The 24,291-nt window shown below is 68.2% G+C and carries 24 protein-coding genes; 15 read left to right on the top strand and 9 right to left on the bottom strand.

From position 1 onward, the window contains the following. Window positions 1–53: 53 nt before the first annotated feature. Both KF889_20085 and KF889_20080 read right to left on the bottom strand, forming a co-directional pair. The gene (locus KF889_20085; GenBank protein MBX3501748.1) at window positions 54–860 is read right to left on the bottom strand and encodes an N-acyl homoserine lactonase family protein; all 807 of its coding nucleotides are present in this window, start codon (window positions 858–860) and stop codon (window positions 54–56) included. 4 nt (window positions 861–864) lie between these two features. After that, entirely contained in the window at window positions 865–1,761 is an 897-nt protein-coding gene (locus KF889_20080; protein ID MBX3501747.1) for an NAD(P)-dependent oxidoreductase, read from the bottom strand. On the opposite strand from KF889_20080, the gene KF889_20075 reads away from it, so the two are divergent. Further along, on the top strand, window positions 1,720–2,688 hold the full coding sequence (locus KF889_20075; protein ID MBX3501746.1) for a TIGR03084 family protein: 969 nt from the start codon (window positions 1,720–1,722) through the stop codon (window positions 2,686–2,688). The two genes, KF889_20080 and KF889_20075, sit on opposite strands and share 42 nt — an antisense overlap. Continuing rightward, a complete protein-coding gene (locus KF889_20070) occupies window positions 2,688–3,818 on the top strand; it encodes an amidohydrolase/deacetylase family metallohydrolase (protein ID MBX3501745.1) in 1,131 nt (376 codons plus the stop codon). Before KF889_20075 ends, KF889_20070 begins: the two co-directional genes overlap by 1 nt. 135 nt (window positions 3,819–3,953) lie before the next feature. On the opposite strand, the gene KF889_20065 is transcribed toward KF889_20070, so the two are convergent. Together KF889_20065 and KF889_20060 are read right to left on the bottom strand one after the other, a co-directional pair. Further along, window positions 3,954–4,241 (bottom strand): hypothetical protein, encoded by a 288-nt coding sequence (locus KF889_20065; GenBank protein MBX3501744.1) that lies wholly within the window; start codon window positions 4,239–4,241, stop codon window positions 3,954–3,956. Window positions 4,242–4,313: 72 nt separating this feature from the next. After that, complete coding sequence (locus KF889_20060) at window positions 4,314–5,018, bottom strand: hypothetical protein (protein ID MBX3501743.1); 705 nt, start codon at window positions 5,016–5,018, stop codon at window positions 4,314–4,316. Between the two features lie 146 nt (window positions 5,019–5,164). Here KF889_20060 and KF889_20055 point away from each other — a divergent pair, with 146 nt between their 5' ends. From KF889_20055 to KF889_20040, 4 genes are all read left to right on the top strand, one after another. Then, window positions 5,165–5,656: a peptide deformylase gene (locus KF889_20055; protein ID MBX3501742.1), complete on the top strand. Its 492-nt coding sequence runs from the start codon at window positions 5,165–5,167 to the stop codon at window positions 5,654–5,656. 171 nt (window positions 5,657–5,827) lie between these two features. Further along, the gene (locus KF889_20050; GenBank protein MBX3501741.1) at window positions 5,828–6,376 is read left to right on the top strand and encodes a carboxymuconolactone decarboxylase family protein; all 549 of its coding nucleotides are present in this window, start codon (window positions 5,828–5,830) and stop codon (window positions 6,374–6,376) included. Between the two features lie 4 nt (window positions 6,377–6,380). Then, window positions 6,381–7,463 carry an LLM class flavin-dependent oxidoreductase gene (locus KF889_20045; protein MBX3501740.1) on the top strand — a complete coding sequence of 361 codons (1,083 nt, stop codon included), beginning with the start codon at window positions 6,381–6,383 and terminating at the stop codon, window positions 7,461–7,463. A 95-nt stretch (window positions 7,464–7,558) separates the two neighbouring features. After that, a complete protein-coding gene (locus KF889_20040) occupies window positions 7,559–8,935 on the top strand; it encodes an IS1380 family transposase (protein MBX3501739.1) in 1,377 nt (458 codons plus the stop codon). Between the two features lie 237 nt (window positions 8,936–9,172). On the opposite strand, the gene KF889_20035 is transcribed toward KF889_20040, so the two are convergent. Then, window positions 9,173–10,420 carry an LLM class flavin-dependent oxidoreductase gene (locus KF889_20035; GenBank protein MBX3501738.1) on the bottom strand — a complete coding sequence of 416 codons (1,248 nt, stop codon included), beginning with the start codon at window positions 10,418–10,420 and terminating at the stop codon, window positions 9,173–9,175. 178 nt (window positions 10,421–10,598) lie between these two features. On the opposite strand from KF889_20035, the gene KF889_20030 reads away from it, so the two are divergent. Continuing rightward, the gene (locus tag KF889_20030; GenBank protein MBX3501737.1) at window positions 10,599–12,206 is read left to right on the top strand and encodes an NAD(P)/FAD-dependent oxidoreductase; all 1,608 of its coding nucleotides are present in this window, start codon (window positions 10,599–10,601) and stop codon (window positions 12,204–12,206) included. A gap of 80 nt (window positions 12,207–12,286) precedes the next feature. Here the strand turns inward: KF889_20030 and KF889_20025 are convergent, their stop codons facing one another. The 3 genes from KF889_20025 to KF889_20015 are packed head-to-tail and all read right to left on the bottom strand — an operon-like array spanning window position 12,287 to window position 15,248. Then, complete coding sequence (locus KF889_20025; protein ID MBX3501736.1) at window positions 12,287–13,063, bottom strand: nucleotidyltransferase domain-containing protein; 777 nt, start codon at window positions 13,061–13,063, stop codon at window positions 12,287–12,289. Continuing rightward, a complete protein-coding gene (locus KF889_20020) occupies window positions 13,060–14,118 on the bottom strand; it encodes an amidohydrolase family protein (protein ID MBX3501735.1) in 1,059 nt (352 codons plus the stop codon). Before KF889_20020 ends, KF889_20025 begins: the two co-directional genes overlap by 4 nt. Before the next feature lie 2 nt (window positions 14,119–14,120). Further along, the gene (locus KF889_20015; protein ID MBX3501734.1) at window positions 14,121–15,248 is read right to left on the bottom strand and encodes an iron-containing alcohol dehydrogenase; all 1,128 of its coding nucleotides are present in this window, start codon (window positions 15,246–15,248) and stop codon (window positions 14,121–14,123) included. Between the two features lie 94 nt (window positions 15,249–15,342). Between KF889_20015 and KF889_20010 the strand changes: the two genes are divergently transcribed. The 8 genes from KF889_20010 (at window position 15,343) to KF889_19975 (ending at window position 23,397) form a co-directional block, all read left to right on the top strand. Next, window positions 15,343–16,428, top strand: a complete 1,086-nt coding sequence (locus KF889_20010; GenBank protein MBX3501733.1) for a Zn-dependent alcohol dehydrogenase — start codon at window positions 15,343–15,345, stop codon at window positions 16,426–16,428. Continuing rightward, entirely contained in the window at window positions 16,428–17,351 is a 924-nt protein-coding gene (gene prpB / locus KF889_20005; GenBank protein MBX3501732.1) for a methylisocitrate lyase, read from the top strand. The genes KF889_20010 and prpB overlap by 1 nt, the downstream gene beginning before the upstream one ends. 26 nt (window positions 17,352–17,377) lie before the next feature. Then, window positions 17,378–17,767 carry a hypothetical protein gene (locus KF889_20000; GenBank protein MBX3501731.1) on the top strand — a complete coding sequence of 130 codons (390 nt, stop codon included), beginning with the start codon at window positions 17,378–17,380 and terminating at the stop codon, window positions 17,765–17,767. 24 nt (window positions 17,768–17,791) lie between these two features. Then, window positions 17,792–18,730 (top strand): NAD(P)-dependent oxidoreductase, encoded by a 939-nt coding sequence (locus tag KF889_19995; protein ID MBX3501730.1) that lies wholly within the window; start codon window positions 17,792–17,794, stop codon window positions 18,728–18,730. Window positions 18,731–18,882: 152 nt separating this feature from the next. Beyond that, window positions 18,883–20,028 (top strand): ABC transporter substrate-binding protein, encoded by a 1,146-nt coding sequence (locus tag KF889_19990; protein ID MBX3501729.1) that lies wholly within the window; start codon window positions 18,883–18,885, stop codon window positions 20,026–20,028. A 3-nt stretch (window positions 20,029–20,031) separates the two neighbouring features. After that, window positions 20,032–20,889, top strand: a complete 858-nt coding sequence (locus tag KF889_19985; GenBank protein ID MBX3501728.1) for a branched-chain amino acid ABC transporter permease — start codon at window positions 20,032–20,034, stop codon at window positions 20,887–20,889. After that, complete coding sequence (locus KF889_19980) at window positions 20,886–22,697, top strand: branched-chain amino acid ABC transporter ATP-binding protein/permease (GenBank protein ID MBX3501727.1); 1,812 nt, start codon at window positions 20,886–20,888, stop codon at window positions 22,695–22,697. The genes KF889_19985 and KF889_19980 overlap by 4 nt, the downstream gene beginning before the upstream one ends. Continuing rightward, window positions 22,678–23,397, top strand: coding sequence for an ABC transporter ATP-binding protein (locus tag KF889_19975; GenBank protein ID MBX3501726.1), 720 nt, complete (start codon window positions 22,678–22,680; stop codon window positions 23,395–23,397). The genes KF889_19980 and KF889_19975 overlap by 20 nt, the downstream gene beginning before the upstream one ends. A 155-nt stretch (window positions 23,398–23,552) precedes the next feature. On the opposite strand, the gene KF889_19970 is transcribed toward KF889_19975, so the two are convergent. Further along, window positions 23,553–24,248 (bottom strand): alpha/beta hydrolase, encoded by a 696-nt coding sequence (locus tag KF889_19970; GenBank protein MBX3501725.1) that lies wholly within the window; start codon window positions 24,246–24,248, stop codon window positions 23,553–23,555. Between the last annotated feature and the right edge of the window lie 43 nt (window positions 24,249–24,291).

Here is a 24,291-nt window from a genome sequence, read left to right as displayed (position 1 = left end):
ATCCGGTCGCGACTCCGGGAAATCGCACCGCGGACTCTCGTTCCGTGATGCGGTCAAGCGGTACGCGGCGCGACATCCAATCGAACGATCACGCCGTCGAGCTTCGGCGACACCGGCGGGTAGTATTGCATCACCAATGGATCGTGGCCGGGCACGATGTGGTCGGGCGAGGCGGCGAGCTTCTCGGCGGTGCGGTAGGCATCGACCATTTCGCCGAGATTGTACGCAGTGCCGAAGAACCGGTTCTTCTGCATGTGCTCGTAGTAGTGCGAGGCGTCCGAGGCGAGCACGACCCAGCCGCGCCGGGTGCTGACGCGCACGATCTGCAGGCCCGGCGTATGGCCGCCGACATGATGCAGCGTGATGCCGGCCGCGAGATCGACCGCGCCGCTGTGCTGCTCGACGCGGCCCTTGAAGTTCAGGCGCACCATCCCGACCACGTCCTCGACCTCGAAGCTGTGGCCGAATTTCGGGTACTTCATGTAGGGCCCGGTGACGAAGCCCATCTCCTTGACCTGCAGGTGGAAGCGCGCGTTGGGGAACTTGTCGAAATTGCCGACATGGTCGTAGTGCAGATGCGTCAGCACCACGTCGGACACTTGCTCCGCGCTGATGCCGAGCTCCGCCATCGTTGTCACCGGGCAGCGCAGGAACTCGCGCTTGCGCCTGGCCGCGACGTCGGCGGTGAAGCCGGTGTCGACGGCGATCACGCGGCCCGCACCGCGGATCACCCAGGTGAAGTAGTCCATCGGCATCGGCCCGTCATGCGGGTCGCCGCCGATGAAATGGTCGGCGCGGCGCGCATCGCGGCGCGCGTAGCGGATGGCGTAGACCTCGTATTGCGGCAGCGCGTCGGCCATGGGCTCACCCGTTGCCCCGCAGCTGCGCCAGGCGATCGGGCGGGACCGTCGCGTCGACGCCGGCACGCTCCTGCTGCAGCTTCAGGATGCTGCGCGAATCGAGGTTTGCCCAGCCGCGGTTCAGCGCCTCGGTCATCTCCTCCAGGGTGAGGTTGGAAAGCCGCATCGGCACGCCGACCTCGCGGCCGAGCTGCGTGGCAAGCGACACGTCCTTGTGCGCATGGCGCAGCTGGAAGGCCGGCGGGTCGTAGGTGCCGGAGAGGAACTGGTCGAGCAGGCCGTCAAAGGTGCGGCGGCGGCCCAGCGCACCCTGGCGCACCGCCTCGAACAGGTCGGCGGGATCGACGCCGGCCTTGATGCCCATGGTGAAGACCTCCCCCAGCGCCACGGTGAGCGCATAGCCGGCGCAGTTGTGCACCAGCTTGGCCACGGTCGCCTGGCCGATGGCGCCGACATAGCGCACCTGGTCGCCCATGGCGTCGAGCGCCGCGCGATCGCGCTCGAAGATCGCCTTGTCGCCGCCGACCCAGATCGCGAGCTTGCCGGTAAAGGCGCCCTTGGGCCCGCCGCTGACCGGCGCATCGAACATGTGCGCGCCCTTGGCGGTGAAGGCCTCGTTGATCTTGCGCACCGTCGCGCGCGAATTGGTCGACAGGTCGAAGTACGACGCGCCGGCCTTGATGCCCGCCAGCAGGCCGTTTTCGCCCAGCGCCACCGCCTCGACCTCGGGCGGGCCGGGCAGCGAGGTCAGCACGACATCCGATGCCGCTGCGACGGCCTTGGGCGAGTCCGCCCAGGTGGCACCGGCGGCGATATGCTTGGCCGCGGCGTCGCGGCGCACGTCGTGCACCGTCAGCGAATGGCCGGCCTTCTGCACGTTTGCTGCAAGGCTGGCTCCCATGATTCCCAGTCCAACGAAACCAACGCGCATGGTGTGATCCTCCCGCGCGCGATCGTGCCCCTGTTCGACGGTGGCGGACAAGCGCGCACCCATGCATGCTGCGCGCGGGAGGGTGCCGAATTGCTTTCACAAGCTGTCGATCTGCGGGCCGAGGCCGACGAACTGCACCATCTGCTGTCGCCGCTCCCGGACTCCGACTGGAGTCGCGCCACGCGCTTCAAGGGCTGGACCCTCAACGACATCGTCGGCCACCTGCACATGGGCGACCTGATGGGCTACGCCTCGGCCACCGACGAGGCGGCATTCTTCGCCCTGCAGGCCGACATCAAGGCCAGGCGGGAGAGCGGACTGACGCGACTGGAGGATCAGCGGCAACGCCTGGGTGATCTCACGGACCGCGCCCTGCTGGCGCGCTGGCACGAGACGCTGGGCAAGCTCGCCGACACGCTGGGGGCACGTGCGCCTGACGATCGCCTGAAATGGGCCGGTCCCGACATGGGCGTGCGCATGTTCACCACGGCGCGCCAGATGGAGATCTGGGCGCACGGCCAGGCGATCTACGACATGCTGGGCATGGTGCGGCCGCGCTCCGACCGGCTGCAGAACATCGCCGTGATCGGCGTGCGCACCTTCGGCTGGACCTTCGCCAATCGCGGCGAGAAGCCGCCGGGGCCGGCACCCTATGTGCGCCTCGACGCACCGTCGGGCGCGGTCTGGGAATGGAACACGCCTAGCAGCGACAACGCGGTCGAGGGCGATGCCGAGGAATTCTGTCAGGTCGTGGCGCAGACGCGCCACGTCACCGACACCAGGCTCAGGGTGAGCGGCGAGACGGCGCGCGCCTGGATGGCGATAGCGCAATGCTTCGCCGGTCCGCCCGAGACTCCACCCGCGCCCGGCACGCGGCGGCGCGAAACCAAGGGATGATCATGAGCGATCTGGTATTGAAGGGCGGGCGACTGATCGACCCGTCGCAGGGCGTCGACAAGGTCACGGACATCGCGTTCGCCGGCGGCAAGGTCGCGGCGATCGGCGACAATCTCTCGGGCTCGGACTCGCGCAACGTTGCGGGCAGAATCGTCTGTCCCGGCCTGATCGACCTGCACACCCACGTCTACTGGGGCGGCACGTCGCTGGGCGTGGCCGCGGAATCGCTGGCGCGCAGCGGCGGCGTGACAACGTTCATCGACGCCGGCAGCGCCGGTCCGGGCAACTTCCACGGCTTTCGCGCGCACGTGATCGAGCCGTCGCCGGTGCGCATCCTGCCGTATCTCAACCTCTCGTTTCCCGGCATCTTCGCCTTCTCAAAGGCGGTGATGGTGGGCGAGGCGGCCGACATCCGCCTGCTCGACTTGCGCGAATGCGCCCGCGTGGCGCGCGAGAACGCCGACCTGGTGCTGGGCATCAAGGTGCGCGTCGGCAAGGGCGCCGGCGGCGACAACGGCGTGATGCCGCTCGATATGGCGCTCGAGGTCGCGGAGGAGGTGGGCCTGCCGGTCATGGCGCATCTCGACAACCCGCCGCCCTCGCGTCTCGAGGTGATCTCGCGTCTGCGCCGCGGCGACATCCTCACCCACTGCTTCCGCCCCTTCCCCAACGCGCCGGTGCGGAGCGACGGTCAGGTGCGCGAGGAGGTGGCGGCGGCGCGCGAGCGCGGCGTGCTGTTCGATATCGGCCATGGCGGCGGCTCGTTCGGTTTCGCCACGACGCGTGGCATGCTGGCCGCCGGCTTCCTGCCCGACGCGATCTCCAGCGACGTTCACAGCGTGTCGATCGAGGGTCCGGCCTACGACCTGCTGACGACGATGTCGAAGTTCCTCTGCCTCGGCGTCGACCTCGCCACGGTGATCAGGCTGTCGACTGCCGGCCCCGCCGCTGCGATCCGCCGTCCCGATCTCGGCACCTTGAAGCCGGGCAGCGTTGGCGAAGCCAGCATCCTCGAGCTGAGCCAGGGCGGCTTCGACTACGTCGATTGCATCGGCGAGCACCTGAGGGGCGACCGCCGCCTGCTTTCGACCGGCGTCGTGCTCGGCGGAAAATGGTGGCATCCGACGTAGAGTCTCCGTCGTCCTGAGCGCAGCGAAGGACCTGGCGGTGGTGCGATTGGTCGCCACGTTTCGAGGGCCGAGATACCGCAAGGTCCTTCGCTGCGCTCAGGACGACATCGTGGACAATACCCCCTGATTCCGCGCTCACTCCTTGCCGTCGGCAAGGGCATCGATGCCGATCTCGGCCCGCACCGCGTGGCTGGCTGCCGCCTTGGCGTCCTCCAGCGGGATGCCGGTAGCGTCGGCGATGCGCACGACGGCATTGAAGATCGCCGCCACGCCGGCAGCGTCGGCCAACGCCTCCTCGCCCAGCGCGCGCCGCACCGCGTCGCGGCAGGCGGCGAGGGCGCGCTCGTCGCCGCCAACCACGGCGGCGCCGAAATCCATCAGCAGCTTGCCCTGCGGCACGCCGCCGTCGCCGCTGCCGTCCATGACGACGGAGAAATCGTAACCGTGTCCCGTAAACTCGCCGCTCCCCCGGAGCAGGACCACATGGCTGGTGGTTCAATAGACGCAGCGGTTGAGCGCCGACAGGCGCGCCGCCAGCAGCTCGATCTGCGCGTGCGTCAGCGCCCGGTACTCGGTGCCATAGTCGCGCAGCTGCCGGTCCGGCAGGTACATCGCGGCGTCGAGGTCGAAAAAGCCGATGACTTCGGCCGGCACGAGGCTGAGCGCGCGGTGGATGTTCACGCCGGCGAGGCCGGCGTAGAGCGGCGGATCGTCGGGCCCGACATCCTCGGGCGCCAGGGTGGGCACCCAGGCCCGGTCGATGCGCGCGCCGGCCGGACGCTGTTGCGATGCTGCCCCTGGTCGCGGTTCGGGCAGGTCGCGCGGCGCCCGCCCCAGTCCCTGCTCGAACGTATCGACGGCAATGACCGTGGCGATCACGCCGACCAGCTCGACGTAACGCTCCACGGCCAGCCCCTGGTCCAGCAGGCCGTCCAGCCAGCTTCGCGACAGACGCCCGGAATCGGTGCGAATGCGGTGGACGGCTTCCACGACGAGCGGGTCCAGGGCGCCCAGGCTGTCATGCGAGCCTGCGACGGCGCCGGCAGTCAGCGCCTGCGCGCGTTCGGCACACAGCCGGCAACGCATCGCCTGGCGCGCCTCGGCGGCGATCGCCACGCGCTCGGCGCCGGTCCACCACGTGCCGGGCGCGGCCAGGCGCGCCCGGGCGCGGTCCTGGGCCTCGGTCAGTTCGGTGCGCATGGTTCGTGCGGTGGCATGGGCGCACGTTAGTCCGACGCCAGCCGCCAACACAACAATGTCGCCGCGTGTGTTGGATCCAGGCAGGCGCAGTCGCGACTGCGTCAAATGGATTCGACGCGGGCCGGTTCCATGGTTCATCTAGGTGGATGGCCATCCATCCGATCGTCCGCTTTCCCGATCCGCGGCTGCGGCAGAAGGCGGCCGAGGTCACCGCATTCGACGATGCGCTGAAAGCGCTGGCCGCCGACCTGCTCGATACCATGCGCGCGGCGCCGGGCGTCGGCATCACCGGCCCGCATATTGGCGTCATGCGGCGCGTCGTCGTGATCGAGCTGGGCGGCGATGTGCGCGTCTACGTCAATCCGGTGGTCGAATGGTCCTCGCCCGAGACGACGCGCATCGCCGAGGGCAGCATCTCGATGCCCGGAATCAACGAGGAGGTCGAGCGGCCTGCCAAGGTGCGCGTGCGTTTCCGCGATCTCGATGGCGTGCAGAAGGCCGAGGAGGCGGACGGCTTCCGCGCCACCTGCCTGCAGCACGAAATCGACCAGCTCAACGGCATCTTCTGGATCGACCGGCTGTCGCGGCTGAAGCGCGACCGTCTCACCAAGCGGTTCGCCAAGCTCGGCCGGCCTTGAGCAGTTGCCGTATCGAGTGCTTTGCTGGGGCAAATCGAAGCGCCTCTGTCATCCCGAGCGCAGCGAGGGATCCAGGGAGTCATCCTGGATCCCTCGCTGCGCTCGGGATGACAGGAGGCTCAACTTGCCGGATGTTGCTTTGGTGCGGATGAACCCGAGGAGGAATGCCCGATGATCAAGCGCAAGCAGCGCGTCGCCATGCGCGACCTGTCGACCATGCCGGCGGCCGATCGCGAGATCGTCGAGAAGAACTCGATGAACGGCCAGATCTTCAACATCTTCAAGGTGCTGGCCAACCATCCGCAGCTGGTGAAGCGCTGGACGCCGTTCGCCGGCCATGTGCTCAGCAAGCAGACCCTTCCGTTCCGCGATCGCGAAATGCTGATCCTGCGCATCGGCTGGCTGAACCAGGCCGAGTACGAGTTCGCCCAGCACGAGCTGATCGCGAAGCGCGGGGGGCTGAGTGACGCCGACATCGAATGGATCAAGACCGGCCCGGACGCCGGCTGGAGCGAAAAAGAGCGCGCGCTCCTGCAGGCGGCCGACGACCTGTTCGAGCACTCCGTCGTGGCCGACACGACCTGGGCGATCCTGTCGAAGAGCTACTCGACCGAGCAGATGATGGACATCGTCTTCACCATCGGCCAGTACAACCTGGTGTCGTGGGCGCTCAACAGCTTTGGCGTGCCGCTCGACGATTTCCTGCCGAAGAAGGGCTGACGCCATGAAGTTCGGCGTCACCGTCGTCCCGCGCATCTCCGACTGGCGGCTGTTCGTCGATCTGGAGAACATGGGCTACGACGCCGCCTGGGCGGCCGATTCCCAGATGCTCTATTCCGACTGCTACGCCACCTTGTCGCTGGCGGCGGCCAACACCTCGCGCATCCGGCTGGGCACCGGTGTTTCCGTGGCCGGCACGCGGCTGGCGCCGGTGACCGCGCATTCCATCGCCTCGATCAACCAGCTCGCGCCGGGCCGCACCTTCATCGGCATGGGCACCGGCCACACCGCGATGCGGGTGATGGGCAAGGACCCGGTGAAGGCCAGGGAGTTCCGCGAGTACCTGCGGGTGCTGCGCGCGTTGTTGCACGGCGAGGAGGTCGACTACCCGCTGCTGGGCGAGACCAACGACATCCGCTTCCTTCATCCCAAAATGGGCTTCGTCAATGTCGAGCAGCCGGTGCCGATCTACGTCGCCGCCGACGGTCCGCTGGCGCTGAAGACGGCGGGCGCCTATGGCGACGGCCGAGTCTGCTCGCACAACCAGACCAAGGCGCGCCTGCTGCAGAGCCTCGATACGATGAAGGAGGGCGCCAAGGCGGCGGGCCGCGCGTTCCCGAAGGATTTCTATACCGCGGCGCTGGGCTATGCCTGCGTGCTGCAGCCGGGCGAGAAGATCAACTCCGACCGGGTGATCGACGAGGTCGGGCCGATGGCGATCGCCTCGCTGCATTACTGGTGGGAAGCCTACATGAAGGACGGCGACACCAGCACCGTGGCGCATCGCTGCCGCGACCTGTGGGAGGAGTATCTCGCTTTCACGCAGAAGATGGATGTGCCGGCAGCCAAGCGCTACCAGCAGGTCCATCTCGGCCACTGCGCCTTCGTGCCGCCGGAGGAGCGGCGCTTCGTGACCGAGGAGCTGATCCGCTCGACCGGCGGCCTGGTCGGCACGCCCGAGGAGATCATCACCGCGTTGCGCGAACGCGAGGCGATGGGCCTGAGCGAGATCACGCTGCTGCCGGCGATGGCGACCGCGCGGCGCAACCTGAAGGACTTCGCGGAGAAGGTGATCGCGAAGTACTAGCCCGGATATCTCAAAGGTAAAGGGTGCATCGGAGTCCTGCCTCTGAGAAAGTTGTTGTGCCGCAACGACTTTCGCGAACAGAGGAAAGAACCCCGATGCCGACAGAGTGTATCGCGGAATTGTTTGGCTTTGCAGCCGTGGAAAGACGCGTGGTCGCGGCGTCGTTCGACGGCGGGTCGATGACGTCGGATGCCGGCGGGCTGCTGCTGGGGGCGACGGACCGGGCGCTGGGTCTGATCGAGCGCTTTGCCGGCTGCTTCGTCGATCGTCGGAACCGCGAGTTGATCGAGCACGAGGTTCGTACCCTGGTCGGGCAGCGCGTCTATGGCCTGGCGCTGGGCTACGAGGATCTGAACGACCACGACTGGCTGCGGCACGACCCTGTGATGGCGGTGCTGGCGGGCAAGCTTGCGGCGCGGCGCAAGGACTGTGCGGCGGTGGCCGGCAAGTCGACGCTGAACCGGCTGGAGCTGAGCCGGCCGGAGCCGACGCGCTACCACAAGATCGGCCACGACGCGGCGGCGATCGAGGCGCTGCTGGTCGAGGTCTTCCTCGAGGCGCATGCCAAGGCGCCCGAGGAGATCGTGCTCGACCTGGATGCCACCGACGATCCGCTGCACGGCGCGCAGGAAGGCCGCTTCTTCCACGGCTATTACGGCCATTACTGCTACCTGCCGCTCTACGTCTTCTGCGGCCGCCACCTGCTGGCGGCCAAGCTGCGGCCGGCCAACATCGACGCCGCGGCCGGCGCACAGGAGGAGATCGCGCGCATCGTCGCCCAGATCCGCGCCCGCTGGCCCGCGGTGCGCATCGTGCTGCGCGCCGACTCCGGCTTCGCCCGCGAGGCGCTGATGGCCTGGTGCGAGGCCAACGCCGTCGACTATCTGTTCGGCCTGGCGCGCAACGCCCGCCTGGTCGGCGAGATCGCCGCGGAACTGGCCATGGCCGCTGCCGAGAGCACCATCACTGGCGCCCCGGCGCGCCGCTTCAAGGACTTCCTGTGGACGACGCGCGACAGCTGGAGCCGCAGGCGTCGCGTCGTCGGCAAGGCCGAGCATACCCAGGACGAGGCCAACCCGCGCTTCGTCGTCACCTCGCTTGGCCCCGACCGCGCCGGCGCCCGCGCTCTCTACGAGGGCCTCTACTGCGCCCGCGGCGAGATGGAGAACCGCATCAAGGAGTGCCAGCTCGACCTCTTCGCCGACCGCACCTCCAGCGCCACCATGCGCGCCAACCAGCTGCGCCTGTGGTTCGCCTCGTTCGCCTATGTCCTGCTCGACGGCCTGCGCCGCATCGCCCTGAAGACCACCGCCCTGGCCGATGCCACCTGCGGCTCGATCCGGCTGAAGCTGCTCAAGATCGGCGCCCTCGTCCGCGTCTCCGTCCGCAGGGTCAGGATCGCCATGGCCTCAGGCCATCCCTGGCAGCGCGACTGGGCCATCGCCTACCACGCCATGGCCGCCGACGCCTGACACGAACCAGACACCGCACAGCCGACATACCTTCCGCTCACCGCTTCCGGCGGCCTTCATCCGCGCTCGCGATCCGGCCAAAATCACCGATATCACTCAGACCATCACGCCACACACCCTGCGCCCATCACTCCACTCTCTCACTTCTTCCCTGTGAGATATCCGGGCTAGCGTTCTCCCTGACTTCCTGGGAGCGCCGGCGGGACGCCGGCGCTCCCAAAGAGGAAGAGGGTCGCGCTACTTCTTCGCCCCGGCCTTCGCCCGTGCCTCGCCGAGATCCGGAACGTTCGAGCTCGACGCCGCGAGCATCGGCGACCTGGTGACGGCGAGCGCCGCGGCGGCGGCCTCGTTGCCCATGATCTTGCTCATCACCGCCTCGCGTGCGCGCATGAAGACGTCGCGGTTCTCGATCACGAATTTCTGCGAGGTGCGCAGGCCCTTCAGGTAGCCGTTGATCTCCGGCACGACGTAGCGCGCCACCATGTCCCAGCTGCGCATCGTGTTCTCCGGATTGGCCCAGTCGTGCACGAAGCCGACCACCGTGCCGAAGCCGCCGCTGACCTCGAGCACCGACTTGATCCTGGCCACCAGATCGTCGGGGGTGCCGATGGTCGCGGCCGTGCCCTCGGAGAACGCCATCTTGTCCACCGCCTCGTCGGGCGACTTGAAGGGCCGCGCGCCCGGCCGCTGCAGGGTGGCGGTGATGTACTCGTTGTGATGCCGCAGCAGGCCGTCACGCGCCTGTTCGCGTGCCTTCTCGCGCGTCTCGGCGATGTGCCAGCTGAGCAGCACGCGCCAGTTCCTGCGATCGACGGTGGTGCCGTGCTTCTTCGCCGCGTCCTCGGCGAAGGCCCATTGCTGCGGCAGCGACTGCAGGCCCTCGTCCGACATCGAGCCGATCGAGATGATGCCGATGCCGTGCTTGCCGGCGAGCGTCATGCCCGAGGGGCTGATCTGCGAGGCCACCACGAAGGGCATGTCCTCCTGCAGCGGCAGCAGCTGCAGGGCGGCGTCCTGCAGGGTGTACCAGTCGGTCTTCGCCGTGACCCGCTCGCCGCGCATCAGCCGGCGGATGACGCCGATCGCCTCGTCCTGGCGGTCGCGCAGCACCATCGGGTCCATGCCCAGGGTATGCGCGTCCGAGGCCAGCGCGCCGGGGCCCGAGCCGAAGATGGCGCGGCCGCCGGTCATGTGGTCGAGCTGCACCATGCGCTGGGCGACGTTGAAGGGGTGGTGGTAGGGCAGCGAGACCACGCCGGTGCCCAGCATGATGCGCTTCGAGCGCTCGCCGGCGGCGGCCAGGAACATCTCCGGCGAGGCGATCATCTCCCAGCCGGAGGAGTGGTGCTCGCCGCACCAGAATTCGTCGTAGCCCAGCCTGTCGAGGTGCTCGACCAGATCGAGGTCCCGGCGGAACTGCAGCATCGGGTGCTCGCCGATGGGATGATGCGGCGCGAGGAAGGCGCCAAACTTGAGGCGGGCCATGGGAGGAGCTCCTGGGGCGCTGGGGAGGAGGGGTGCTGGGGGCGGGCCGGAAGTTAGCATTGCGGCGGCGGGCGCCGGTTCGCTCCGCGACATCACGCCCGGCCGCAGGGGGCATGTCACCGTTGCAGAAAGTCCGCAGCCGTGGCGGTTATACTGTAGCTGTCACGGGAGTGAGGAAATGACCGCTTTGCCGCAGGATTTCGATGCCATCGTCATCGGCGCCGGCATCTCGGGCCTGTACCAGCTCTACCGCCTGCGCGAGCTGGGGCTGAAGGTGCGCGTGCTCGAGGCTGGCACGGGCGTCGGCGGCACCTGGTACTGGAACCGCTACCCGGGTGCGCGCTTCGACTCCGAGAGCTACTCCTACGGCTACTCGTTCTCGCGGGAGCTGCTGGACGAGTGGGACTGGACCGAGCATTTCTCACCCCAGCCCGAGACCCTGCGCTACCTCAACTTCGTCGCCGACAAGTTCGATCTGCGTCGCGACATCCAGTTCCGCAGCCGGGTCAAGGTGGCGCACTACAACGAGGCGCGCCGCGGCTGGGACATCGCCCTGGAGGATGGCAGCCGCTTCCGCTGCCGCTTCATGATCACCGCCATCGGCCCGCTCTCGGCGCCGACCATGCCGCGCATCGAGGGCATCGACAGCTTCAAGGGACGCTCCTTCCATACGGGCCAGTGGCCGCACGAGGAGGTGAGGTTCGAGGGCAAGCGCGTGGCGGTGATCGGCACCGGCGCCACCGGCGTGCAGACCATCCAGGAGGTCGCCAAGACGGCCGGCACGCTGACGATCTTCCAGCGCACGCCCAACTGGTGCGCGCCGCTGCACAACGGCAAGATCGGCAAGGAGGAGATGGCCAGGATCCGGGCCGAGTATCCGGCGATCTTCCAGCGCTGCCAGGAGACCTTCAGCTGCTTCCTGCACACGCCCGATCCGCGCAGCGCGCTGGAGGTGACGGACGCGGAGCGCGAGGCCTTCTTCGAGAAGCTGTATGCCGAGAAGGGCTTCGGCATCTGGCAGGGCAATTTCAGGGACATCCTGACCGACCGCAAGGCCAACGCGCTGATCTCCGACTTCGTCGCCCGCAAGATCCGCGAGCGGGTGAAGGACCAGGCGGTTGCCGAGAAGCTGATCCCGAAGAACCACGGCTTCGGCACGCGCCGCGTGCCGCTCGAGACCAGGTACTACGAGGTCTACAACCAGCCCAACGTCAAGCTGGTCGACATCAACGAGACGCCGATCGAGCGCGTCACCGCGACGGGCATCAGGACCAGCGACGCCGAGTACGAATTCGACATCATCATCTACGCCACCGGCTTCGACGCGATCACCGGCAGCTTCGACCGCATCGACATCCAGGGCGCCGACGGGCTGAAGCTGAAGGAGCACTGGAAGGGCGGACCGAAGACCTATCTCGGCGTGATGGTCGAGGGCTTCCCCAACATGATGATGCTGATGGGCCCGCACACCGCGCTCGGCAACATCCCGCGCAGCATCGAGTACAACGTCGAATGGGTCACCGGCCTGATCCGCCACGCCCGCGACCACCAGGTCTCGCGCATCGCGGCGACGCCCGCCGGCGTGAAGTCGTGGACCGACCATGTAAAGGCGCTGGGCGTGGGCCTGCTGTCCAACGAGATCGATTCGTGGATGACGGGCATCAACCGCAACGTCGAGGGCAAGACCACGCGCATCATCGCGCGCTACAGCGGCAGCGCGCCGGCCTACCGCCAGCGCTGCGACGAGGTTGCGGCCAACGACTACAGGGAACTGGCGCTGGGTTAGTTCTCTGTCATCCCGAGCACAGCGAGGGATCCAGGGAAAGCCGCCTGGATCCCTCGCTGCGCTCGGGATGACAGGTGATCTTAACGATCGATGAAGTCGATCATCAGGCCGGGCATGCCTGCCACGGGCGACGGCGGCGGCTCGGACTGGCGCAATTCGACATAGAGGGCGCAGGTGAAGCGATACGCCTCGGCGGTCGCGACCGGGTCACAGGTCGGCATCGTCGGCACCAGCTTCTCGCGCGCCCCCGGTATCTCCTCGATGCGCCGCACGTTGCGCTGACGGACGCCGGCATTGCGCTGCAGCATCGGGCCCAGCACCATCAGCCGGATGAAATCGAGCGTGCTCGCGGCCTCCATCAACTCGCCGCGCAGCAGCTTGGTCGCGCCGTAGTGGAGCCAGAGCCACATCCGCTCCTCGTACCATTGGGCGTCGCGCGTCTGCGGTGGCGAAATCCTCGTATTGGCAATTCGCCGCCTGATCGCCTCGTCGTCGCGTGCCCACAGCACGAGCGGCCGCTCGTAGAGTTCGTCGAGGTCAGCTGGCGTGATGAACTTCAGATCGACATGCAGCAGCGGCGGCCCGTAAAGGCAGATGAGAAGGCGCGGCTCGCCGACATGCTGGCCGGTGAAGGCCGAGAGCAGTGAACCGAACTGCGCGGCGAAGGCGCGGGCGTCGGCGAGCAGCGCGACATGCGCGTCGGCGTGCACCACGACGATCAGGTCGAGGTCGGATTGCTCGTCGAAGCCGCCCTGCACCATCGAGCCGCCGCCGAGCAGCGCCGCGATCCTGGCGTCGCCGGGCAGCGCCGCCTTGATGCGTTCGAGCATGCCGGCGTGCAGCGCCGGCAGCTTCATGGCGCGGTCATCTTGTAGACCCGCGCGGCGGTGCCGCTGTAGAGCGCCTTCTTCTCGCTCGATGAGAAGTTCGCGGTGATGCGCTTGAAGGCGTTCCACAGCTCGGTGTAGCCGCAGGACTGCTTGTCGGGCGGGAAGTTGCTCTCGAACATGCAGCGATCGACGCCGAAGGCCTCGATGCACGGCTCGATATAGGGCTTCCAGGTCGCCGCCAGCTCCTCGGAGGAGGGCGGCACGTCGCGCTCGTGGAAGCCGAAGCCGAACGAGGTCATGCCCAGGCCGCCGAGCTTGATGTTGACGTTGGGGCAGGCGGCGAGGTCGGCGATGCTCTTGCGCCAGATCGGCATGATCTCGGCGTTCTTGCCGGCGTATTGGCCGACGCCCAGCACGCCGCCGACGTGGTCGACGATGATCGTCTGCTGCGGAAAGGCACGCGCGAGGTCGACCAGATCCGGCAGCTGCGGATGGAAGTGCCAGGAGTCGAAGGTCAGGCCGAGCTTGCCCAGCTCGGCGAAGCCCTCGCGGAACTTGGGATCGAGCAGGCGGTGTTGCGGGATGCGGCGCGAGACGTACTTGCCGGCGATGCCCTCGTCGTAGGACGTGCCGTAGCGCGTGCCGCGGAAGCGGCCGTTGCCGGCGGCGATCAGCGCTTCGAGCACCTCGCGCACCTTTGCGCCCAGCATCAGGTCGGCCCAGCCGACAATGGCCTCGCAGACCCGCGTCTTGCCGTAACCGTCCGACGCCGCCATGGCTGCGACGCCGTTGACGAACTCGACCTCGCCGACTGACTTCATCTCGTCGGGACCGCTGGCGCGGAACATCGACTGGCATTCGAGGAAGACGCTGGAAACGATGTTGTGGCCGCCGCCGGCGTCGGCGAGGAATTCCGGCAGCAGGTACTCGCCGCGCTGCGGCGTGTCCCACAAATGGTGGTGCGGATCGATGATCGGCAGCTCGGGCTCGAGCGCCGCCTCGGCCTGCCGCTTCGCCAGCCACGCGGCGAGGTCGGCATTGTTGCGGTGGATCAGCCCGCGATATTCGCCCTTGGTCGCCATGGTCAGGCCGCCAGCTCGAGGATCTCGCGCACCTGCGCGGGCGTCGGGATCGGCCGCGGGTTGCGCGGCACCCAGGGCGTACTCATCGCGCCCGCGGCGATCTTGTCGAAATGCTCCGGCCCGATCTTCACCGCGCCGAGGCTGCGCGGCATGCCGAGACCGGCGATGAACGCGTGCAGCACGTCGGCGGCCTCGGCGTCCGGCTTGCCCATGGCGGCCGCGACCATCGCCTGGCGATCGGCATTGGCCGGCTTGTTCCAGCGCATCACCGAGGGCAGCATGATGCACGACGTATGGCCGTGCGGCACGTCGAAGGCGGCGCCCAGGATGTAGCCGATGCCGTGGCTGGCGCCCATCGGCACGCCGCTGGCCAGCGGGCCCATCGACAGCCACGAGCCGAGCTGGCAATCGAGCCGTGCCTCGAGGTTGGACGGGTCGGCCTTCACGGCGTTGAGCCCCTGCGTCAGCAGGGTGAGCCCGCGCAGCGCCTGCGCATCGGCATAGGGATGCGCCTCGTTCGAGCACACGCCCTCGACGCAATGGTCGACGGCGCGGATGCCGGTCGACAGCCACAGCCATTCCGGCGTGTGCACCGTGACGCGGGGATCGAGGATCACCGCCTGCGGGATCACCATGGGATGGCGGAACAGCTCCTTGACCTTGGTGCGCTCGTCGGTGACACCCGAGATGGCGCTGAACTCGCCGGCCGACAGCGTGGTCGGTACGCTGATCTGGCGGATGCCCAGCGCCGGCTCCGGCGCGCTGTCCTTGCCCGGGGTTGCGCGGCATTCATCCATGCCCTCGGGCGTGGTGATGTTGCGCGCCAGGCAGAGCTGCACCGCCTTGGCGCCGTCGGTGATCGAGCCGCCGCCCAGGGTGACGATCAGGTCGGCTTTGGCCTCGCGCGCCTGGCGGGCCGCCTCGATCACCGCCTTGCGCGGCGTGTGCGGCGGCATCGTGTCGAAGGTGCCGACGCAGTGATTGCCCAGCGCCCGCCTGAGCTTCTCGATCTCGTCGGTGCTGCGGTTGAGCGTGCCGCTGACCATCAGGAACACGCGCTCGGCGCCGACGCGCCCGACCACTTCGGCCACGGCCTCCGCCGCCGGCTTGCCGAAGATCACTTCCTCCATGCGGCCCAGCGCGACACGTCCGGTCTTGAGCATCGTTCGTTTCCTCCGTCATTGTGTGGGCGCTAGTCTAGTCCGTCAGGAGGGGAGGCGTCCCATGAAAGCCAAGGCAGCCGTCATGCACCGGCCGCACGAGCCGTTGACGATCGAGATGATCGATCTTGACCAGCCGGCGCGCAACGAGGTGCTGATCAAGACGGCGTTCGCCGGCGTCTGCCACAGCGACCTGCACTACATGGAAGGCCTCTACCCGCGCGCTTGCCCCTGCGTGCTGGGCCATGAATCGTCCGGCGTGGTGCTCGCGGTCGGCGCCGACGTCACCTACGTCAAGCCGGGCGACCACGTCATCACCTGCGTCTCGGTGTTCTGCGGCGAATGCGAGTACTGCCTGAGCGGCCGCATGTCGCTGTGCGTCAGTCCGGCGACGCGCCGGCCGGAGACCGCGCCGGCGCGCATGAGCCTGAATGGCGTGGCGATGCCGCAACCCGGCAATCTCTCGTCCTTCGCCGACCACATGCTGGTGCACGAGCACGCCGTGGTGAAGATCCGCCAGGACATGCCGTTGGATCGCGCCGCGCTGATCGGCTGCGCCGTCACCACTGGCGTGGGCGCGGTGTTCCGCACCGCGAAGGTCGAGCCGGGCTCGACGGTGGCGGTGATCGGCCTGGGCGGCATCGGCCTGTCGGCGATCAACGGTGCGGCGATCGCCGGCGCCGGGCGCATCATCGCCATCGACCGCGTGGCCTCGAAGTCGAACCTGGCAAAGGAGTTCGGCGCCACCGACTTCGTCGATGCCTCGACGGTCGATCCGGTGAAGGAGATCCGCGCCATGACCGACGGCGGCGTCGACTACTCCTTCGAGTGCGTCGGGCTGAAGCAGACCGTCGAGCAATCCTTCCGCATGACGAAGCGCGGCGGCTGCGCGACGGTGATCGGCATGATGCCGGTGGGCATGCGCTTCGAGGTCTCGGGGGCGGAGATCCTGGGCGAGAAGCGCATCCAGGGCTGCGCCATGGGCTCGAACCGCTTCCGCACCGACATGCCGCGCTTCGTCGACTTCTACATGCGCGGTCTGCTCAAGCTCGACCTGATGATCTCCGGCCGCGTGGCGCTGGAGCAGATCAACGAGGCCTATGCCGAGCTCAAGAAGGGCGAGGTCGCGCGCCAGGTGATCGCCTTCTGATGCCCTACCTTGTCGACTCCGATCGGCCGCGCGAGCCTGCGGGCCAGCGATTCCGCCAGCTGCTCGCGAAGCCCGGCATCCTCGGCATGCCGGGCACGCACAATGGCCTGGCCGCGCTGCAGGCGAAGGCCGCCGGCTTCGAGGCGGCCTATCTCTCCGGCGCGGCGATGTCGGCGTCGATGGGCCTGCCCGACCTCGGTATCATCACCGTCGACGAGGTCTGCTTCTTTATCCGCCAGGTAGCACGCAGCGGGCTGCCGGTGCTGGTCGACGGCGACACAGGCTACGGCGAGGCGCTCAACGTCATGCACATGGTGCGTGCCTTCGAGGAGGCGGGCGCCGCGGCGGTGCATGTCGAGGACCAGCTGCTGCCCAAGAAATGCGGCCACCTCAATGACAAGAAGCTGGCCGATGCGCGCGACATGGCGGCCAAGGTCGCGGCCGCCGCCCGGGCCAGGCGCCATCTCTTCCTGATCGCGCGCACCGACGCGGCGGCGAGCGAGGGCATCGACGGCGCCGTGGCGCGCGCGAAGCTCTATCTGCAGGCCGGCGCCGACGCGATCTTTCCGGAGGCACTGACCAGCGCCGAGATGTTCCGGGCCTTTGCCCAGGCCATGCCCGGCGTGCAGCTGCTGGCCAACATGACCGAGTTCGGTCGCACGCCGTTCTTCACGGCGTCCGAGTTCGAGGCCATGGGCTACCGCATGGTGATCTGGCCGGCGTCCTCGCTGCGCGTGGCGAACAGGGCGCAGGAGGAGCTGTACGCCGCGATCCGGCGCGACGGCGGCACGCACAGGATGGTGCCGCGCATGCAGACCCGCGCCGAGCTCTACGCCACCATTGGCTATCACGACTACGAGGCGCTCGACGCCTCGATCGTCCGCACGGTATTGCCGAACGGGCCAGCGGATCGCCTAGAGTGAGGCGCCGCAATCGGGGAGAACGGGTGATGAAGGGGATCAGGTTTGCCGGCGTCGTGCTCGCCCTGGCACTCGCAGCATGTGGTGCGCTCGGCACCGGAATCTACACCGTCGACAAGCCGATCCCGGCCGCGGTGCAGCCCGCCGGCGCCTACCAGATCGAGGCCTACATCAACCAGGCGATCACGACCAAGGGCTGGAAGGCCGACAAGATGCGGCCGGGCGAGCTGCGCGCGACGCAGGAGTGGGACAACAAGGTCGCCGTCGTGACGATCCTCTACAGTCCGCAGCGCTACAGCATCCGCTATCACAGCTCGCTCAATCTCGACGAGCGCGATGGCACCATCGACAACCAGTACAATACCCGCGTCAGGCAGCTCGAGGCGGAAATCGACCGGCGGATGAAGCCCGCAGGCTGAGCGGGTTCAGCCAGGGAGGGACTCATGTCGATCTTCATCGTCGGCGGCACCGGCTTCATCGGCCATCGCCTGGTTCGCCTGCTGGTGGCACAGGGTCATCGGGTCACGTGCATGGACATCAACCCGGCGGCACATTCCTTCACCGATCTCGGCGACAACGTCGTCTCGCTGCGCGGCGACGTCACGCAGTTCGACGAGCTGATGGCGGCGATGGGCAAGGCGCAGCCGGAGCGCGTCGTCAATCTCTCGTACTTCCTCGGCTCGGAGCACGCGCCGCACGTGGCGATGAAGCTCAACATCCTGGGCATGGACAATTGCTTCGAGGCGGCGCGTCTGCTCGGCGTGAAGCACACCATGTACGCCAGCTCGCTGGCGGTGAACGGCAAGCAGACGCATTACGGCGACCGGCCGGTGACCGAGGCCGACGACGTGCATGGCGAGTACCAGTACGCCAAGCACAAGATCGTCAATGAATGGCAGGCGCAGGACTATGTCGAGAAGTTCGGCATGCTGATCACCGGCATCCGTCCGGCCAACGTCACCGGGCCGGACAAGGTGCGCGGATCGGTCGACCATGTGAACCTGATCACCGAACCGGCGCGCGGCAACGCCATCGCCTTCCCGTTCAAAGACGCGATGCGCTGCCCGATCCACGTCGACGATATCTGCGAGGTCTTCGCCCGCGTGCTGATGGCGGAGAAGCCCGCGCATCGCATCTACAGCACCGGCGGCTTCACCATCAGCCTGGGCGAGATCGCCGATATCGTGCGCGGCTACCTGCCGGATGCGAAGATCAGCTTCGGCAAGGAGACCGGCGGACGCGACGCTTCGGGCAACTACATGATCGACAATTCACGCCTGGTGCAGGAGTTCGGCGTGCAGTACCGGCCTTACCGCGAGCGCGTGCTGCAGATCATCAACGACATCCGTCGCGACAACGGCAGGCCGGCGTTGGGAGCATGACTGCCTTGCTTTGACCACCGGCTCGGGCGGGGACTAGGCTCGCCGCGCGAAATCGGAATCTGTGGGAGTGCCCGCCAAAGAAACGCAGTGGAGGAAACGCCATGTCGATGCGTCGTCGCCAGATTCTGTCCGGGGCCACAGCGATCAGTGCGCTGTCGCTCGCGTCCAGCCTGCCGAAGCCCGCGATCTCCGCGCCTGGACCGATCAAGATCGGCTATCTGCCGGCGCTCACCGGCCCGAGCTCCTCGACAGGCGTCGGCATCAACCGCGGCGCAATGCTCGCGGTCGAGGCGATCAACGCCGCCGGTGGCATCAACGGCGCCAAGATCGAGCTGATCGTGCGCGACACGCAGAGCGATCCAACCAAGGCGGTCAACGCGGTGGCCGAGCTGACCAAGCGCGAGAGGGTCGCGCTGATCTGGGGGCCGCTGAACTCGGGCGAGGCGCTGGCGGCGACGCCGCTGATCGCGCGCGACAAGGTGCCGATGCTGCACCCGTGCTGGGTCGACGAGCTGATCGACGTCAAGAAGTACCCGATGGCGTTCCGCCAGGCCCCGACCAACACCCAGGTCGGCATCGGTGCGCACCACTACGTGGTCGACGTGCTGAAGCTCAAGAAAGTCGCGGTGATCTCCGATACGACGGGCTACGGCACCGCCTCGGTCAAGACCTACGTGCCGATGCTCAAGGGCAAGGGCGCCGATGTGGTGTACGAGAATCATGTCGACGCGGCCAATCCCGACCTCAAGCCCGAGCTGCTGCGCATGCAGAGCGCCGGCGCCGAGGCGATCATGCCGTGGAGCGTCAACGCCGGATTCCTCTCGCGGATCCTCAACACCCGTGGCGCGATGGGCTGGGACGTTCCCGTCGTCGGCCAGACGACGCTGGGATCGGGCCAGACCAAGGCGCTGCTGGAGAAGCCCGAGAACTGGAACAAGGTCTACTCCAACAATTTCCGCAATTGCTGCTATGTCGACGGCAAGCTGCCGGACCGCGCCGCTGAATTCGTCGAGCGACTGAAGAAGGCCAAGATCGAGTTCGGCGACACGCTGCTGTGGTGGGTGGCGCTGGGCTGGGACGGCGTGACCCTGATCGCCGACACGCTCAAGCAGACCGGCACCAAGGCCGACGACATCGTCGCTCACTGGAACAAGCTCACCAACTGGCCGGGCATCTACGGCACGGTGACCTGGACGCCGCAGCAGCACAACGGCTTCCCCGACCGGGAGGTCGTGATGTGCGAGGTGAACTCGCTGAAGGACGGCGCCTTCAACCTCGCGCCCGGCTACAGCAGCTAAACGATGCTGCAGTCGATCGTCTCCTACGGTTTGGCGGTAGGAGCGGTCTACGCACTGATCGGCATCACGTACAACGTGATGTTCTCCGCCTCGCGCGTGTTCAGCTTCACCGCTGGCATGCTGGGAATGCTGGGCGGCGTGCTGGGCGCGCTCTTCATCAACAAGCTCGGCCTGCCGGCGATCGTGGGCCTCGTGCTCGTGCTCGCCTGCGGCGCTTTCCTCGGCGTCGTCACCGAGTTCCTGGCGGTGCGACCGGTGCTCAAGAGCGTCGAGCAGCATCTCTACGTGCTATCGACGCTCGCCTTCGCGCTCATGGTGCAGCAGGTCGTCGCCATATACTGGGGCACCGACGCGCAGCCCTTTCCGCGCCTGATCCCGATCGGGCCGGGCATCCTCGACCAGCAGTTCTGGCTGCCGATCCTGGCCTGCGTGCTGACCATCGTCGGCCTGGAGCTCCTCTACCGCCGGACGCTGATCGGCCGCGCCTTCCTCGCCATCGCCGAGGACAGCTACGCCGCCCGCGCGCTCGGCCTGCCCGAGACCCGGCTGAGGATCGCCAGCTTCATGCTGGCCGGCATGATCGGCGCGCTCGCCGGCTTCACCGGCGCGCAGATGCTGCTGGCCTTCTTCGGCAACCAGGCGATCCTCGCCTTCTACGGGTTCATCCCTGTGGCGCTGGGCGGCATGGGCTCGAATCGCGGCGCGGTGATTGGCGGGCTGTCGCTGGGACTGTTCCAGCAGGCCGCCAACTTCCTGGTCGGCGGCATCTTCGCCTCGGTCGCCGTCTTCGTCGTCTTCATCCTCGTCCTGCTGCTGCGGCCAGAGGGGCTGGCCGGCGCGGCCACGGCCAGGCGGGTATGACGGAAGCGACCGCCTCACCGTCCGTCGCGGGCGCGAGTGCGGCCGGTCGCCTCGCGCGTCTCGAGAGCGCCGCGCCGTGGGTCGCGCTGGCGATCGCCGGCGTCGGCCTGCCGCTGCTCGACGATTCCTACATCGGCGTCATCGTCCAGCGCGCCTGCATCTACTGGATCCTGTGCGCCGGGCTGAACCTCGTGGTCGGCTATGCCGGCCAGATCGCCATCGGCTGGGTGGCGCTGCTGACCGTGGGCGCCTACACCACGGCGGTGCTCACCGCCGGGCGGGTGACGACGGCGTGGGACCCGTTCCTGGCACTGGCCGCCAGCGCCGTCATGGGCGCGGTATTCGGCGTCATCGTCGGCCTGCCGGCGCTGCGCCTGCGCACCTTCTACTTCGCGATGACCACTCTGGGCTTCTCCACCATCATCACCCAGGTCGCGCTGGCGTGGACGGACGTCACCGGCGGCGGCGTCGGCACGCCGGGGCCGGAGTTCCCGTGGCCCTTCAACCCCGAGTGGGGCTTCTACTATCTGTGCCTGCTGCTGGCGGCGCTGGCGACGTGGATGACGGCCAACGTCGCCTCAAGCCGCTTCGGCCGCGCGCTGGTGGCGATCCGCGACGCCGAGGTCGCGGCCGAGGCCTCGGGCATCGCCAAGCCGCGCCTGCTGATGACGGTGTTCGTCTTCGCCGGCGCGCTGGCCGGCGTCGCCGGCGGGCTGTTCTCCTCGCTGCAGAGCTACATCACGCCCGACGCCTTCACCTTCGATCTCTCGGTGCTGTTCTTCATCGCCATCCTGATCGGCGGGCGCGGCTCGATCATGGGGCCGCTGCTGGGCACCATCATCCTCACTGCGCTGCCGGAGTTCGCCGCACCGCTGGTCGCATGGTCGACCTTCCTCTACGCCGCGCTCCTGCTGGTGATCGTGCTGGCGATCCCCGGCGGCATCGCCGACCTGCTCGACTACAAGAACCGCCGCCCGCTGCAGCAGCACCGCGAGATCCTCGCCCGGCCCGAGCTGCTGGCGCGCGTGCTCGATCGCGCCCAGGACGCCAGGCCCGGCGCCATCGAGCTGCGCGACATCTCGCTGCATTTCGGCGGCGTGCGGGCGATCGACGGGCTCGATCTGGAGATCCGCTCGGGCGAGGTGCACGGGCTGATCGGCCCCAACGGCAGCGGCAAGACCACGACGCTCAACGTGATCTCCGGCTACTACGCGCCGCGCTCGGGCACGGCGACGCTCAACGGCGCGCCGCTGCCGTTCGGCGCGCCGCACACGCGGGCGAGTTACCGCATCGCGCGCACCTTCCAGACGCCGCGCCTGATCGGCGGCGCCTCGGTGCTGCAGAACGTGATGATCGGCGGCACGATCGACGGCCAGGCCGGCTTCGCCGAGTCGATGCTGCTGCTGCCGCGCCACCTCAGGGACGAGCGGAAGCTGCGCACCGCGGCGATGCTGGCGCTGCAGACCGTCGGCCTGGAGTCGCTGGCGGCGGTGCGCGCCGACCGCCTGCAGCACAGCGAGCTGCGCTTCATGGAGATCGCCCGCGCCCTGATGCTGCGGCCCGCCTTCCTGATGCTCGACGAGCCGGCCGCCGGCCTGTCGGCGGAGGAGATCCGTCGCCTGAGCGCGCTGATCAAGGCGATCAGCCGCGAGGGCGTGGGCGTGATGCTGGTCGAGCACCACGCCGACATGGTCTTCGAGGTCAGCGACCGGGTGACCGTGCTCAACCTCGGCAGGATGCTGGCCGCCGGCACGCCCGACGAGATCCGCTCGCACCGGGAGGTGGTGAATGCCTATCTCGGCGGCTGAGCCGCTTCTCGAGATCAAGGGGCTGTCGGCCGGCTACGGCAAGATCGGCGTGCTGAGCGGCATCGACCTTTCGGTCGGCGCCGGCGAGATCGTGGCGCTGCTGGGCCCCAACGGCGCCGGCAAGAGCACCTTGCTGAAGGCGATCTCCGGCCTGCTGCCGCGCACCGGCAGCATCCGCTTCGGCGGCCAGGACATGAGCGGCGCCGGCCCGCGCGACGCCGTCAACGCCGGGCTGGTGCATGTCGTCGAGGGCCACCGCGTCTTCACCCAGCTCAGCGTCGCCGACAACCTGATGCTGGCCGGCTACGGCATGGCCGCGGCCGACCGCGCCCAGCGGGTCGAGGAGGCGCTGTCGTACTTTCCGGAGATCGCCGAGAAGCGCCACGACCGCGCCGTGACGCTGTCCGGCGGCCAGCAGCAGATGCTGGCGGTGGCGCAGGGCCTCGTGCGCCGGCCGCGTCTGCTGATGCTCGACGAGCCGTCGGCCGGCCTGTCGCCGGTGCTGGTCGACCGGGTGCTGACCACCGCCGGCCAGCTGCGCGAGGCGGGCACCGCGGTGCTGCTGGTCGAGCAGCTGATCGACAAGGCCCTGAAGCTCGCCGACCGCGTCTACGCGCTCGCCCGCGGCTCGATCGTGCTCGAGGCCGACACCAAGGAGCCCGACCTGCACAATCGCCTGGAACGCGCGTACTTCGGTTAGCTTCCCTCGCCCCGCGGGCGGGGAGAGGGAGGGGCCCGTCGCGCGCAGCGCGATGGGAGGGTGAGGGGTTCGTGCGACAAACCGCGGCCGCGGTCCGATGATTCCCGGCCCCTCCCGACCCTCTCCCCGCACGCGGGGAGAGGGAGATACTGCGATCAACCCGACAAGATCAACTTGGTCAGCTCGTCGGGCGTGCTGAGCATCGGGTAGTGGCCGGTGTCGATGACGTGCCAGCTTGCCTTGAGCCGATCGGCGCAGCGGCGCTGGTGCGGCTCGCCAGGGTTCTGTGCCTGCGGGCAGTAGACCACGCTGGCATTCCAGTCCTGCTGCCAGAAGGACGGCAGCGTCACCGGCTGGGTGAAGACCTTGATCGGATGCGGGGTGATGCGATCGGCCGCCCATTCGGCGAGCGACCGGTCCATGCCGGCGAACATGCGGCCCAGCGCATCCTCGCGCGAGGGGCCCAGCGAATGCTCGTTGTTGATGGTGGCGGGGCGGCTGACGATGTCGCGCAGCTTCTCGCCGTCGAGCAGCGCCAGCGCGTCGACATAGACCAGCCGGGCGATGCGATCGCGCGCGCGCTCGGCGGCGGCGGCCAGCACCATGCCGCCGCTCGAGGTGCCGACCAGCACCACGTCCCTGAGGTCCTCGTAGTACATCAGCCGGGCGATCTCCTCGCCGTGCGATTCGGTGTCGATGCCCGGCCGCAGCTGCGGCGCGCGTTCGGCGCAGCCGTCGAGCGAGGGGGCGTGGACCGTGTGGCCGGCGGCGCGCAACCGCTCGGCGACCAGCTTCCAGATCCAGCCACCCTGATATGCGCCGTGGATCAGCACGAAACTGGTCATGGCCATCCCTCCCGTATCCCGTCTCCTGTCATTCCGAGCGAAGCGAGGA

This window comes from Alphaproteobacteria bacterium, assembly GCA_019635875.1.
In the GTDB taxonomy this organism is placed as follows: domain Bacteria; phylum Pseudomonadota; class Alphaproteobacteria; order Reyranellales; family Reyranellaceae; genus JAFAZJ01.
The sequence above is the reverse complement of the archived record's forward strand: the minus strand, read 5'-3'. Positions and strand labels throughout refer to the sequence as shown.

What these genes read in the sequence shown, in the direction of transcription:
- KF889_20085 (MBX3501748.1), bottom strand. Translation starts at nt 860, where the DNA reads ATGGCCGACGCGCTGCCGCAATACGAGGTCTACGCCATCCGCTACGCG.
- KF889_20075 (MBX3501746.1), top strand. Translation starts at nt 1,720, where the DNA reads ATGGCCGGCCTTCTGCACGTTTGCTGCAAGGCTGGCTCCCATGATTCC.
- KF889_20080 (MBX3501747.1), bottom strand. Translation starts at nt 1,761, where the DNA reads ATGGGAGCCAGCCTTGCAGCAAACGTGCAGAAGGCCGGCCATTCGCTG.
- KF889_20065 (MBX3501744.1), bottom strand. Translation starts at nt 4,241, where the DNA reads ATGGACGGCAGCGGCGACGGCGGCGTGCCGCAGGGCAAGCTGCTGATG.
- KF889_20060 (MBX3501743.1), bottom strand. Translation starts at nt 5,018, where the DNA reads ATGCGCACCGAACTGACCGAGGCCCAGGACCGCGCCCGGGCGCGCCTG.
- KF889_20055 (MBX3501742.1), top strand. Translation starts at nt 5,165, where the DNA reads ATGGCCATCCATCCGATCGTCCGCTTTCCCGATCCGCGGCTGCGGCAG.
- KF889_20050 (MBX3501741.1), top strand. Translation starts at nt 5,828, where the DNA reads ATGATCAAGCGCAAGCAGCGCGTCGCCATGCGCGACCTGTCGACCATG.
- KF889_20045 (MBX3501740.1), top strand. Translation starts at nt 6,381, where the DNA reads ATGAAGTTCGGCGTCACCGTCGTCCCGCGCATCTCCGACTGGCGGCTG.
- KF889_20040 (MBX3501739.1), top strand. Translation starts at nt 7,559, where the DNA reads ATGCCGACAGAGTGTATCGCGGAATTGTTTGGCTTTGCAGCCGTGGAA.
- KF889_20035 (MBX3501738.1), bottom strand. Translation starts at nt 10,420, where the DNA reads ATGGCCCGCCTCAAGTTTGGCGCCTTCCTCGCGCCGCATCATCCCATC.
- KF889_20030 (MBX3501737.1), top strand. Translation starts at nt 10,599, where the DNA reads ATGACCGCTTTGCCGCAGGATTTCGATGCCATCGTCATCGGCGCCGGC.
- KF889_20025 (MBX3501736.1), bottom strand. Translation starts at nt 13,063, where the DNA reads ATGAAGCTGCCGGCGCTGCACGCCGGCATGCTCGAACGCATCAAGGCG.
- KF889_20020 (MBX3501735.1), bottom strand. Translation starts at nt 14,118, where the DNA reads ATGGCGACCAAGGGCGAATATCGCGGGCTGATCCACCGCAACAATGCC.
- KF889_20015 (MBX3501734.1), bottom strand. Translation starts at nt 15,248, where the DNA reads ATGGAGGAAGTGATCTTCGGCAAGCCGGCGGCGGAGGCCGTGGCCGAA.
- KF889_20010 (MBX3501733.1), top strand. Translation starts at nt 15,343, where the DNA reads ATGAAAGCCAAGGCAGCCGTCATGCACCGGCCGCACGAGCCGTTGACG.
- prpB (MBX3501732.1), top strand. Translation starts at nt 16,428, where the DNA reads ATGCCCTACCTTGTCGACTCCGATCGGCCGCGCGAGCCTGCGGGCCAG.
- KF889_20000 (MBX3501731.1), top strand. Translation starts at nt 17,378, where the DNA reads ATGAAGGGGATCAGGTTTGCCGGCGTCGTGCTCGCCCTGGCACTCGCA.
- KF889_19995 (MBX3501730.1), top strand. Translation starts at nt 17,792, where the DNA reads ATGTCGATCTTCATCGTCGGCGGCACCGGCTTCATCGGCCATCGCCTG.
- KF889_19985 (MBX3501728.1), top strand. Translation starts at nt 20,032, where the DNA reads ATGCTGCAGTCGATCGTCTCCTACGGTTTGGCGGTAGGAGCGGTCTAC.
- KF889_19980 (MBX3501727.1), top strand. Translation starts at nt 20,886, where the DNA reads ATGACGGAAGCGACCGCCTCACCGTCCGTCGCGGGCGCGAGTGCGGCC.
- KF889_19975 (MBX3501726.1), top strand. Translation starts at nt 22,678, where the DNA reads ATGCCTATCTCGGCGGCTGAGCCGCTTCTCGAGATCAAGGGGCTGTCG.
- KF889_19970 (MBX3501725.1), bottom strand. Translation starts at nt 24,248, where the DNA reads ATGGCCATGACCAGTTTCGTGCTGATCCACGGCGCATATCAGGGTGGC.